This is a genomic window from Oceanobacillus indicireducens (assembly GCF_014647195.1).
Lineage (GTDB): Bacteria > Bacillota > Bacilli > Bacillales > Amphibacillaceae > Oceanobacillus > Oceanobacillus indicireducens.
This window is the reverse complement of the sequence record NZ_BMOS01000053.1, coordinates 1-11,876: the sequence shown is the minus strand read 5'-3', so window position 1 is coordinate 11,876 and position 11,876 is coordinate 1. Positions and strand designations below refer to the sequence as shown.

The 11,876-nt window shown below is 40.7% G+C and carries 10 protein-coding genes and 1 rRNA gene; 2 read left to right on the top strand and 9 right to left on the bottom strand.

The features are described from left to right. Window positions 1-110: 110 nt before the first annotated feature. Window positions 111-1,310, bottom strand: coding sequence for an ornithine--oxo-acid transaminase (locus tag IEX94_RS18710; RefSeq protein ID WP_188859684.1), 1,200 nt, complete (start codon window positions 1,308-1,310; stop codon window positions 111-113). Between the two features lie 295 nt (window positions 1,311-1,605). Beyond that, entirely contained in the window at window positions 1,606-2,865 is a 1,260-nt protein-coding gene (gene uraA, locus IEX94_RS18705) for a uracil permease (protein WP_188859681.1), read from the bottom strand. Window positions 2,866-3,213: 348 nt separating this feature from the next. Between uraA and IEX94_RS18700 the strand changes: the two genes are divergently transcribed. Further along, the gene (locus tag IEX94_RS18700) at window positions 3,214-3,639 is read left to right on the top strand and encodes a DUF2512 family protein (protein ID WP_229782803.1); all 426 of its coding nucleotides are present in this window, start codon (window positions 3,214-3,216) and stop codon (window positions 3,637-3,639) included. Between the two features lie 79 nt (window positions 3,640-3,718). On the opposite strand, the gene trmB is transcribed toward IEX94_RS18700, so the two are convergent. The 6 genes from trmB to IEX94_RS18670 form a co-directional block, all read right to left on the bottom strand. Beyond that, a complete protein-coding gene (gene trmB, locus IEX94_RS18695; RefSeq protein ID WP_188859677.1) occupies window positions 3,719-4,360 on the bottom strand; it encodes a tRNA (guanosine(46)-N7)-methyltransferase TrmB in 642 nt (213 codons plus the stop codon). Window positions 4,361-4,460: 100 nt separating this feature from the next. Beyond that, entirely contained in the window at window positions 4,461-5,276 is an 816-nt protein-coding gene (locus tag IEX94_RS18690) for a phosphotransferase family protein (RefSeq protein WP_188859675.1), read from the bottom strand. A 304-nt stretch (window positions 5,277-5,580) separates the two neighbouring features. Continuing rightward, a complete protein-coding gene (locus IEX94_RS18685) occupies window positions 5,581-6,528 on the bottom strand; it encodes an NERD domain-containing protein (RefSeq protein ID WP_188859673.1) in 948 nt (315 codons plus the stop codon). Window positions 6,529-6,551: 23 nt separating this feature from the next. Beyond that, window positions 6,552-7,103 carry an RNA 2',3'-cyclic phosphodiesterase gene (gene thpR / locus IEX94_RS18680; protein WP_188859670.1) on the bottom strand — a complete coding sequence of 184 codons (552 nt, stop codon included), beginning with the start codon at window positions 7,101-7,103 and terminating at the stop codon, window positions 6,552-6,554. Next, on the bottom strand, window positions 7,103-7,837 hold the full coding sequence (locus tag IEX94_RS18675; RefSeq protein ID WP_188859668.1) for a pseudouridine synthase: 735 nt from the start codon (window positions 7,835-7,837) through the stop codon (window positions 7,103-7,105). Before IEX94_RS18675 ends, thpR begins: the two co-directional genes overlap by 1 nt. A 12-nt stretch (window positions 7,838-7,849) precedes the next feature. Further along, window positions 7,850-9,475: a putative polysaccharide biosynthesis protein gene (locus IEX94_RS18670; protein WP_188859665.1), complete on the bottom strand. Its 1,626-nt coding sequence runs from the start codon at window positions 9,473-9,475 to the stop codon at window positions 7,850-7,852. A gap of 157 nt (window positions 9,476-9,632) precedes the next feature. Between IEX94_RS18670 and IEX94_RS18665 the strand changes: the two genes are divergently transcribed. Then, the gene (locus IEX94_RS18665) at window positions 9,633-10,880 is read left to right on the top strand and encodes a BaiN/RdsA family NAD(P)/FAD-dependent oxidoreductase (RefSeq protein ID WP_188859663.1); all 1,248 of its coding nucleotides are present in this window, start codon (window positions 9,633-9,635) and stop codon (window positions 10,878-10,880) included. A gap of 765 nt (window positions 10,881-11,645) precedes the next feature. Here the strand turns inward: IEX94_RS18665 and rrf are convergent. Continuing rightward, window positions 11,646-11,761: ribosomal RNA gene (gene rrf, locus IEX94_RS18655) — 5S ribosomal RNA — on the bottom strand. Window positions 11,762-11,876 lie beyond the last annotated feature (115 nt).

Below are 11,876 nucleotides of genomic sequence, written 5' to 3'. Positions count from 1 at the left end.
GGAGTGCTCCAGTTTGTACGTTGCTAAACGGGCGCTTCCGCCTTTGTTCAAATATAACTGGAACATAACCAGTCACACATTCGTTATGTTCCAGCCTAGTGAAAATTTCTCTATTTACTTAATACGTTATGAATGCGTTCTAGTGCCCAGTCTAGGTTTTCTTTGGTGATTATTAATGGCGGTGCGAAACGAATTGTATTCTCGTGGGTCTCTTTACAGAGAATTCCCTCTTCTTTCAGTGTCTCACAGAATCCCCGGACAGGGTGGTTAAACTCGACACCGATAAAGAGTCCTCGCGCCCGCACTTCCACTAAATCTAGATTATCGATTTTTCGTAATTCTTCAGCGAAATATTTACCAAGCCGAAGAGAGTTCGTTACAAGATCCTCTTCCTCGATGACATCAATCGAAGCGATAGAAACCGCACAAGCAAGTGGATTACCACCAAATGTGGAACCGTGGGAACCAGGCGTAAATACATCCATGATTTCTTTGTTCGCAGCAATAGCAGAGACCGGCATAACACCACCGCCAAGCGCTTTACCCATGACATAAATATCCGGTTCTACACCTTCCCATTCACAGGCAAACATCTTCCCTGTCCGGGCTAAACCAGTTTGTACTTCATCGGCTATAAACAATACATTATTCTCATCACAGATCTTACGGATTTCACGTAAATAACCTTCTGGCGGAATAATAATCCCTGCTTCCCCTTGGATTGGTTCAACGATAATCGCTGCTGTGTTTGGGGTAATTGCTTTACGAATGGCTTCCACTTCACCAAAAGCAACCTTTATAATCCCTGGTACAAATGGTCCAAAGTTTTTTGTTGCTGTTTCATCATTAGACAAAGAAATGGAATTGATCGAACGGCCATGGAAGTTACCCCTTGCAGCAATAATTTCTGCCTGATTATCCTGCACACCTTTTACTTCATAGGCCCAGCGCCGTGCAGCTTTGATTGCTGTCTCAACGGCTTCCACCCCGGTATTCATCGGTAAAACTTTATCTTTGCCGGTTAATTTCGCAATTCGTTCCGTCAACCTACCAAGAATATCATTATGAAACGCTCTAGAAGTCAGTGTTACTCGATCTGCCTGATCTTTTAATGCTTGAATAATTTTTGGGTGGCGGTGCCCTTGGTTCAGAGCGGAATATGCACTCAACATATCCAAATACTCATTACCTTCCGGGTCTTTCACCCATACCCCTTCCGCTTCAGAAATCACAATTGGGAGTGGATGGTAGTTATTTGCACCATACTGCTCCGTTTGTGAAATAATACCATCCGTTGTTTTTATCGTCATAACCCTTTTCCCCCTTATGTACTTTCATACTTCATTTAAAATATTGATTTGTTTGATTATAACATAGAACGAAACTTCAGTGGAATTTTTCGACTAAAATCTACTATTACTGACATTGGGACAAGCGCCGCATTTTCTATCGTGCTCTATCCCACAAGTCTACGGACGATTCACCTTGATAGATCGTCTAGCTTCAGCTTTTGATATAGAAAAAGAAGTCAGAACATAATAATTCTGACTTCCTAAAGCGAAACTTCATTCAGTGGGGGGATTACAGACCGTTAATCCATAAACCTTATTCATTAGATAATTTTAATACATCGAGCAGTCTGAAAAAGATGCTTATGATAATCGCGACGATTGTTGCAAGGCCCATGCCTGTCAATGCAACCGAACCAATATTGATACTTGCACCACTGATCCCAATTCCAAGCACGACACACGTTAAAATGACATTTTGAGAATTATTATAATCAATCTGTGCTTCAACGAGCATTCTTAACCCGCTAACCGCGATGATTCCAAAGAGAAGTAAGGAAATACCGCCCATTACCGGTGTCGGGATGGATGATATTAATGCTGCAAGTTTTCCACAGAATGATAGAATAATTGCAGTAATTGCCGCTCCACCGATTATCCAAGTGGAGTATACTCTTGTTATTGCGAGTACTCCAATATTCTCACCGTACGTTGTGTTTGGTGTGGAACCGAATAAACTCGAGATCATTGTTGAAATACCGTTACCTAATAGGGATCGGTCTAAGCCCGGGTCTTTCACTAGGTCTCTCTTCACGATATTCCCTGTCACAACTAAGTGACCAATATGTTCCGGGATTAAAACGAGTGCCGCTGGTAAAATAATTAAAATATCTGCCCAGTTAAACTCGATTTTGTAGTATGTCGGCATTTGAATCCAAGCTGCTTCTTTCACCGCTGTATAATCAACGATACCGTATATAGTCGCAATGATATATCCAGTTACGATTCCCAGTAAAATCGGAATGATTTTTAAAAAGCCGCGCATTGTTACCCAGTAGATGATTGTCGCACCAAGTGTAAGTAAAGCAACCGTAATCGCTGTCGTGTCTCTCGGTTCGTCTTGAGCAGCGATCAATCCTGCCATATCCGCAGCTGTTGGCACAAGCTCCAGGCCAATTACCGCAACAATCGCTCCCATTGCCGCCGGTGGGAATATAAAGTCAATCCAAGACGTTCCGGCAAACTTAACGATTAAACCGATAAGGACAAGCACTGCACCTACAACGAAGAATCCACCAAGGGCCGCCCCGTATCCGCCACCTTGTGTCAAGACGACTGTAACCGGCGAGATAAATGCAAAACTTGAACCTAAATAAGCAGGAATCTTTCCTTTTGTAATAAAGATATATAATAACGTTCCAAATCCATTCATTAATAGAATCGTTGCTGGGTCAACTCCGAACAAAATTGGTACAAGCACGGTTGAACCAAACATGGCAAACAAATGCTGTAGGCTTAATGGCAGACTCTGCATAAAGGGTAATCGTTCATCGACGCCAATTTCTCGTTGTTTCATTTTCCTTCTCCTCGCATTTTATTTTTCTAGCGAAAGGTGTTTTTTTAAATTGTTGCATAAAAAAACACCTTGCCTTTATGTTCAGCAAGGTGCAGATTTTTAGCGCATGGATATTCCCACGCCACTATAGTCGCTCGCTTCGAACAACTAAATTCCGCATCACCTTGCCAACCTCACAGGGTTGACTTAAAGGCAACTAATTATTTTCACTACTAATAATTATGACAAATAACGACCTATAAAGTCAAGTACTTTTTTAAAACTCGATTATTCGTGTATAAAAAGCTATAACCAGCTAAATACTAACTTTATATAATCAAGAAGCGAGGGGTTATTAAATTGGTACATATGAAAGCATTGGGCATTAAATGGGTTTACACAGCGATTATCCTGTCATCACTTCTCTCCGTGTTTGGATCAGTTACACTTGGTCATTTAATTATCCTTTCACTCTTGTTGACAGGAGTTGCTTATCTAGCGGACATTCTTATCCTTCCAGCAATTGGCATGCTCGCATCAGCTATCGTTGACTTCGGCATTTCATTTCTCGTCGTTTGGCTATTTTCTGGAATGTATGTTGGCCAAACAACAGCTTTAGTAGCCATTTCGTTGGCGATTGCTTATTTCTTTACATTTTGCGAGGCACTCTTTCATATATATATGAAAGAGCGAATACTACCGAGAAGGGAAGCGACCATTATCCCGTTTCCTGCAATGCGATATCAAACGGAGGCAAGTGAGGAAATTTATCCTGAGAAAGATAAAAAAGATTAATGATATTTATCACAAAATCATTTCATATAAACCGCACATCCCGCTATATACAATAAGAAAGGGGATATGCGGTTTTTACTTATCTTTGAAAAACAGCTTTACAGCGATAAATCGGATGTCCTTTGGCAGAAAACTTTTCTTCATACTCTGTCATGACATTCAATGGATCTTCTTCTGCATGCAAATCAAGATTTACTTCTCCCAGCAACATACCGAATGCGGAGAAGCTGCAGAGGGAATACTCGAATAGTCCACGATTATCGGTTTTAAATAGGAGTTCCCCTTCTTGCTGTAAAATATGTTCATACTGTTTTAAGAATGCCGTATACGTTAATCGACGTTTCTCATGGCGATTTTTCGGCCATGGATCAGAGAAATTCAAATAAATAGTTGAAATTTCATCCTGCGCAAAGTAATCAAGCAAATGATTAGCATCTGCGTGGACGAGCAGTAAGTTGTCCAGTTCTGCCTCCAATGCTTTCTCACCCGCTGTCACGACGACACTCTTTGCAACTTCCATTCCAATAAAATTAATATCGGGATGCTGCTTTGCCATCCCGACAAGAAATTGACCTTTTCCTGTTCCTACTTCCAAATGCAAGGGCTGTTTGCTCGCAAATAAGTCCTGCCACCTGCCCTTTTGTTCAGTAGGGTTTTGTATTATTAAATCCTGATGCTCTAATAAAAAATCATCAGCCCATGGTTTATAACGTTGACGCATTTCCTATCCATCCTTACCTATCATGTCTTCTCTATATAATTAAGTGAAACTCATTCAGTGGGCTATTACAGACCGTTAATACGTGATAAAGCAAATGATGTCAGTTCATCATGCTTTCCATAAATTGATTCAGTTCACTTAACGACTCCAACCGTTCCTTTACCTTATCTGCTTCATGTCTTTCACTATGCCAGCTAATATAATCAAGGGCATTCAACAATAGATACCAGTGCATTCTTTCATACAAATATTCATGCTCGGTGACTCCGTATTTCTCCAGCCATTCGTCCCATTCTTCTTTAGGGATATACCATTTCAAAAGGAAACCAAAATCAATCACCGGGTCGGCAATCATAGCATTATCCCAATCCACTAGAAATATCTCCCCTGACTCAGACATTAATAAATTATTATGATTAAGATCACAATGACAGACGACAAGCTTTTGATTTCGGGTAATCGGTAAAAGCTTCACCAAATAATTTAAAGCAACAGCGACTTCTTCATATTGCTCGAGTAAACCGAGGCGCACTAAACGGCCCTCGATCTCTAGGAGTGATTGATCAGATGTAACTGGTTTCTTTCCTAGGCGCATGAGCATATGCAATAGTTCAGGCGAATGATGAATTTTCTTTAATAATTCCATAATTTGCCCGCTCTTCATATCTTCCTTGGTTAAATCTCTACCTTCGAGCCACTCTTGGGCGGTTATCACATCACCATTTTCCATCCGTTTTGTCCAAATCAACTTAGGAACAATACCGACAGCCGATAACACCGCGAGAAATGGCGAGCTATTCCGTTTAACAAATAATTTGTGATTGTCTTTTGTAGCAATATAGGCGTCCCCTGTTAGGCCGCCAGCTGGAGTGAGAGTCCAGCCTTTTCCTACCGCTTTTTCAAGCCATTCCTTCATGAAGTTTTCCCATCTTTCACTTGTAACATTTGAAATACCATTTTAAAATTAATTGTATCAAATTACAACTATATGTATTATTTCGGAACAATTAACCGGATTCCGTTCTGTCGCTTTTTGATTTCCCGCCTTATAAACTTGTGTCTTGCCGTCCACTTGCGAATAGATTTTTCCGACTCGATTGTTAAGCTTCCAGGAGTTCGATTCCTTTTATCTCTTCTCATAAATCCCAATAAAAACAGTAAAATGTGTTTTTTTGCAATCTGCCGTTCCCAACTTTGCGGATTTACAATAAGTGTCCATATTATATGTCTTCCGCCTCTTCTATTGCAGCATGTCCATTTCCGTCCTTTTCCCATTCCGGTCGCTTCAATGAGGTGGATTGGCAATATCTTAATAAAGTTTGCGCGGCTTTGATTTGAATATTTTTTAACGGCGATTGAAAGGATCTTTTTTCATTAAACCAATCGATATAATTTGTACTGCCAATAATTTGCGTCTGGTAAGGTTCACTTGCAAAATAAATTGGATTAGTACGTGACAATACGCTCCTTTTAACAGGTAGTGAAATGTCTTTTGTAGCCAATATGCTTTTCACTAATTTTTCCGTCCGTTTTAATGAAATGAGCGGATTTAATATCTTTCTGTTTCCCTCTGGGCTCTCTACATGCCATGTCCGCTCTTCGCCTGCCATAAGAACCGCATCTTCTTCCAACTCGACATATTGGATCACTTCTATTTCCACAGGTGTAATTAAAATAATATCACCTTCCACAGGCACTTGCCTAACTGAAAATATTGGATGATACATCACGAGATACGTATCTGGAAGCCGCTGGAGCAAATATTTCAACAAGGGATCTGAATAATATTTTTTGGCAACGATTGATTGATGAGTCACAGTCGATGTTGCCCATTTCATCTGAAAGTTTAATAGATTATCTAGAAATTCCTGTTTTAATTCCTGCTCGGTTTCAGGAAGAGCTTCCGTTTCACTTGACTCTTCTTCTTGAACCGTTTCTGAGTAAACTGGTTTTCTTAATAATTTATTCTTTAACTTGGATAAAATAGAATCCGCCGTTTCCTCCGAATATAGTTCTTCTTGTGATGGCATGTCCCGGGTAGGGCTGGACCAGCGTTCATATAACCGGTCCCAGCTTTCCCGTTTTAGACGGATGTACTGCGTCGGGTACCGAAAAGTATCCCATTCATACCTCGTAATGTAGTCTTGAATTTTGATTAACTGTGCCATTAAAAACCACCCTTCCTATCCATTCAAAGTGGAAAAACAGCAGCTTTTTCATAGCTTGGTACGTGTCCTGGATGAATCTTATATAAAGTAAAGGCAGTGACCTCAAATTGATTAATCTGCTGATAACGTAATTTTATCTCGTTTAGCTTACCTTCTGGCAAATCAAATGCTTTTCCCCATTTTTTCCCAAGGGTAAGATGGGGACGATATGCACGTTTCTCTTGCTCAAAGCCTAACGCTTCTGTCGCTTTTACAATCTGCTGTTGTAATTGCAGGAGTTCCTCATTAAGACGTACATCGACAAAAAGGACACGCGGACGGTTACTCTTCCCGAATGTACCTAGTCCTTCCAATGAAAGCGTAAAGCTACCGGAAAACTGTAATATTTCCAGTTGCTTCACAAGCTTTTCGAGATGGTCTCGATGCACCTCTCCTAAAAAGGAAAGTGTAATATGCAAATCGCGTGCATCTGTCCAGCTTTTATACGGGAAAATCGGCTTTAACTCCTGTTGCCAATCATTATAAAAATTCTTTAAATCATCCGCGATCTCAATTCCAAGAAAATAATGGCTCACTATCTCACCTCATGTTTTACATCCTTCACTTGCTCACAATAAGCCAGTTCCTCTTCATTCAAGCGGCGGTACTCACCCTTTGGAAGGGAGGGGTCGAGAGTTAGTTCGCCCATCCGCAGCCTTTTCAGATAAGTGACCTTTTTACCAACAGCCTCAAACATCCGCTTTACTTGATGGAATTTCCCTTCCGTAATGGTCAGTTCAATTTCGGAGATGGAACCACTTCGTAAAATCACAAGCTCGGCAGGTTTAGCGAGTTCCGTTTCTCCAATATCTACTCCATCCTTAAACTTACGAATATCCTCATCTGTTACTCTTCCCTCAATGGTTGCGAAATATGTTTTTTCCACGTTTTTCTTTGGTGAGAGAAGACGATGTGCAAGATCACCATCGTTTGTAAGAAGTAATAACCCTTCTGTATCCTTATCGAGCCTCCCTACTGGAAATGGCTGAAAGTGTTGGAAATAAGGATCAATTAAATCAACGACGGTTCTTGTATGATAATCTCTAGTGGCTGATAAAATACCATCCGGTTTATGGAGCATCAAATAGATATATTTCTCATAAACGATTTTCTGGCCGTCCACTTTTACAACATCTATTTCAGGATCAATATGCTTGCTCCCATTTTTTACAGACGCATCATTAACAGTAACAAGGCTTTTCTTCAACATGGCTTTTACTTCTTTTCTTGTGCCAACTCCCATATTGGAAAGCATTTTATCTAACCGCATTCTATCCCTCCATTATTTACGGAGCTTACGTAATAACTTATCGACAAACGGTATTTCATCACCGAATACGTGATGCAGTAATGTTGATGCATAGGCGAGCCATAAATAAACTCCCCCGCCAACAGATACTCCTGCAAGCAATACGATAATGGATCCGGTACGTGATGTTTCATACGAAATGAACATACCAAGAATTGCTTTTACAACAAAGATAGCGAGCGCCATAATCGCCCCAAAAATTAAAATAAGTATCGTCCGTTTCGTGACTTGACGGAACGGAAAATCAACCGACCGCTTAATCCGGAATAAATTAATACATACGGCAATAATAACAGCAAGACCAGTGCCGAATATAATCCCTTTTGCACCGAACCACTGGATCAGCTGAATATTTAATAATACCTTAACGAGTAATCCTGCCATTAAGCTCAGCACAGTAAAGTTTTGCTGATTGATTCCTTGCAAGATCGACGCTGTTACGGTAAACAACGCAAAGAAAAGACCAACCGGTGCATACCATGCAAGCAGCATTCCTGTCGTTGCAATCTCATCCAACCCATACAAGGACGCATAAAACACATCAGCGAGACAAGCAATTCCTATTACTGCTGGAATAACCAATACGAGGACGATTTGTAAAGATTGGTTAATTTGTTTATGCAATTCTTTTATATTTCTCTGTGCAAATGTCCGGGTTAATGCTGGAAGAATCGCTAAAGAAAGGCCTGTTGCGATTGTGCCTGGGATAATGACGATTTTGTGGGCTAATGTATTGATTGCCCCAAGCGCCCAATGCATTTCTTCATTCCCAGCTGCTACAAGTGCTCGTTCAAAGGTAAATAAATCAACGAGTTGATAAAGTGAAGTAGCAAGCCCAACAATAATAAAAGGCCCTGCATAACTGAACATTTCCATAAATATATCTTTTGTAGTTAACTCACTATTCACAGCCTGTTCTTCAAGGAGCCGATCAAGATGTGGTTTTCTTTTTTTCCAATACCATAACAGAACAAACCAAGAACCAACCGCTCCCACGAATGCTCCAAATGTCGCAAAGCCGACAGCAGTTGCAATCGTGCCTTTTAAAATAACTATAACAATAAATACAGACACAAGAACAAACGCAATCCTCACAATTTGCTCGGTTACGGTTGAAATTGCTGACGGTCCCATGGATTCATGTCCCTGGAAAAAACCGCGCATAATACTCATAGCAGGAATAATGATTAAGGCAAAGCTTACTGCACGGATGACGAGTACGACATCCTCGACTGTTGCCCCTTGTGAACCATCACCCGTAATAATCCAATGAGCAAGGATATCAGCCCCAAAATAAAGAATAAGAAAGGCTATAAATCCTGTAATAAACATAAGAACGGTGCCATGTTTAAAGGTACGCCTACCTGTCGCATAGTCACCCAGGGCGTTGTATTTTGATATAGTTTTCGACATTGCCAGTGGAATACCAATAGTCGAGATACTCAACATAATATTATATGGAACATAAGCGATATTATATAGTGTTGCCCCTTCAGCTCCAACTAACATGTTAAATGGTATTAAATAAATCAATCCTAAAAATTTAGAAAGAAAGGTTGCTACTGTAAGCAGCAATGATCCTCTAACAAGATTCGACATGTTTTCACCTGTATTTCTCTTAAATAGATACCTATGTTATTTTACCACAAAGTTGCCTCAACTGATATTGAAACTGTTTTATTATCATGTATTTACCTAGAAAGTTGCTCAGATTCACCTGGAAAGGGTAAGATATCTAACGAGAGGAGTGAATAAAATGACTTATGACGTTATTGTCATTGGTGGTGGACCGTCGGGATTAATGGCCGCAATCTCTGCAGCCGAGCATGGTGCACACACCCTTTTACTTGAAAAAGGTAAAAAACTCGGTAAAAAGCTTGCTATTTCCGGTGGCGGTCGTTGTAATGTAACAAATCGGCTACCCGAAGACGAAGTAATTAAACATATTCCAGGGAACGGTAAATTTCTTTACAGTGCGTTCTCTGTTTTTAATAATTACGATATTATTGAATTCTTCGAGAACCTTGGAGTTGCCTTAAAAGAAGAAGACCATGGGCGTATGTTTCCCGCCTCGAATTCAGCAGCCTCAGTTGTTAATACCCTCATTGACCAACTGAACAAGCTTCAAGTGGAAGTCAAATTAAATTCTCCAGTTAAAGCGGTCGACTATGGAGAAACGGTTCATAAAGTATATGGCGAAAATGGAGATGTATATGAAACGAAAGCTATTGTCATTGCTGTCGGAGGGAAAGCAGTGCCTCATACAGGTAGCAATGGTGAAGGATACCCTTGGGCAAAGAAAGCTGGTCATACGATTACAACACTTTTTCCTACAGAAGTTCCTTTGACATCTAAGGAATCTTTTATAAAAGAACGAATCCTGCAAGGACTTGCACTAAGGGATGTAGCTGTTTCTGTATTAAACAAAAAAGGAAAATCAATTATAACCCATCGCATGGACATGCTCTTCACCCATTTCGGGGTCTCGGGACCCGCCATTTTACGCTGCTCCCAATTTGTCGTGAAGGAATTGATGAAAGAACAAGCTGTAACTTTACAAATCGATGCTCTCCCCGACAAAAACCAAGAAAAAATCAGACAGGAGATAAACGAACTCATCCATAATAATCCAAAACGTGCCATTAAGAACAGCTTAAAAGGTCTTATTCCTGAGCGGTACCTCCAATTCTTGCTTGATACCTTAAGCATTGATGAGAACTTACAAGGTAACCATCTTTCTAAAGAGAATGTCCGTGCACTTGCTCAAGCGATTAAACAATTTTCCTTTAAAGTCGATGGATCTCTTCCGATGGAAAAAGCTTTCGTTACAGGTGGTGGGGTTTCCATTAACGAGATTGTGCCAAACACAATGCAATCAAAATTGATGGACAGATTATTCTTCTGCGGAGAAATACTCGACATTCACGGCTACACCGGAGGCTATAACATCACCTCGGCCCTTGTCACCGGGCGCCTTGCCGGTATGAATGCCGCATGGAGCTAACCTGGTCCTTCGGGAGACCTTAGATGTTGTTGACTGCTAATTTCCAATAGCTGCCTCGTATGATTGCAACCAAGTAGCTAACACTATAACTGTCTAATAGCTTAGACAGAAAGGGATGGATAAAAAATGAAAAATGGAATCTGGCTACCGCTAATCGCGTCAATCGGTGTTGGTGCTGCTACGTTCTATTCGATGAGCCGCGGGAATAATCAGGGCATCGGGCAAATGATGCAACAAATTATGCCGGGTAAATCGTCTTCCTCATGAACGAAATAGTTCCCATTTGAATCGTCCCATTTGGAAAGCTTATTGGGCAACAAAAAAACGTGGTTCTTATAAGAGCCACGTTTTTCATTTGCACTATATAATTTAAAACAAAGGCGCAAGCTCCCCTTACAGGCTAAGTACGCGATTCGTTTCGCAACGCCTGGGACTACGATTACTCGTCCCACCGAAGAGTGTTTGTATTAGCTACATCCTGTGCATCGTAGTAACGTACAAACTGTGCCTCCTGGGACGGGAGGTAGTTCGATGTTGCCTCATACGTGAGCAAACTTAATTGAGCTTCCACTCTTCTCATTGAGATAAAGGAAATGTATCCCTTTAGGAGAATGCCGCTGTTGGGCGGCTTTACCCCGTATTTAAGCGGCCCTCCTTTAGAGTTAATGTTGACTTTCACCAAGGCCATAAGGACGACTAAGCTTCACAATGACCACCCGGCGACAATAAAAAAAGTGGATTACAAAAGTAATCCACTTTTTTACTACCTGGCAACGTCCTACTCTCGCAGAGACAAAGTCTCAACTACCATCGGCGCTGGAAAGCTTAACTGCTGTGTTCGGTATGGGAACAGGTGTGACCTCTCCGCCATCGTTACCAGACATATACTATATTATAACAAATTATAATCCTAATACAAATGTGAATTTGTACCCTGAAAACTAAATAAGAGTAAATCACGACATCAAAATAGAAGTTAGTTAAGTCCTCGATCGA

Bases quoted from the DNA above. Each gene is read 5' to 3' on its own strand.
- uraA (WP_188859681.1), bottom strand. From the start codon at position 2,865: ATGAAACAACGAGAAATTGGCGTCGATGAACGATTACCCTTTATGCAG.
- IEX94_RS18710 (WP_188859684.1), bottom strand. From the start codon at position 1,310: ATGACGATAAAAACAACGGATGGTATTATTTCACAAACGGAGCAGTAT.
- IEX94_RS18685 (WP_188859673.1), bottom strand. From the start codon at position 6,528: ATGGCACAGTTAATCAAAATTCAAGACTACATTACGAGGTATGAATGG.
- IEX94_RS18665 (WP_188859663.1), top strand. From the start codon at position 9,633: ATGACTTATGACGTTATTGTCATTGGTGGTGGACCGTCGGGATTAATG.
- IEX94_RS18690 (WP_188859675.1), bottom strand. From the start codon at position 5,276: ATGAAGGAATGGCTTGAAAAAGCGGTAGGAAAAGGCTGGACTCTCACT.
- trmB (WP_188859677.1), bottom strand. From the start codon at position 4,360: ATGCGTCAACGTTATAAACCATGGGCTGATGATTTTTTATTAGAGCAT.
- IEX94_RS18675 (WP_188859668.1), bottom strand. From the start codon at position 7,837: ATGCGGTTAGATAAAATGCTTTCCAATATGGGAGTTGGCACAAGAAAA.
- IEX94_RS18670 (WP_188859665.1), bottom strand. From the start codon at position 9,475: ATGTCGAATCTTGTTAGAGGATCATTGCTGCTTACAGTAGCAACCTTT.
- IEX94_RS18700 (WP_229782803.1), top strand. From the start codon at position 3,214: ATGAAAGCATTGGGCATTAAATGGGTTTACACAGCGATTATCCTGTCA.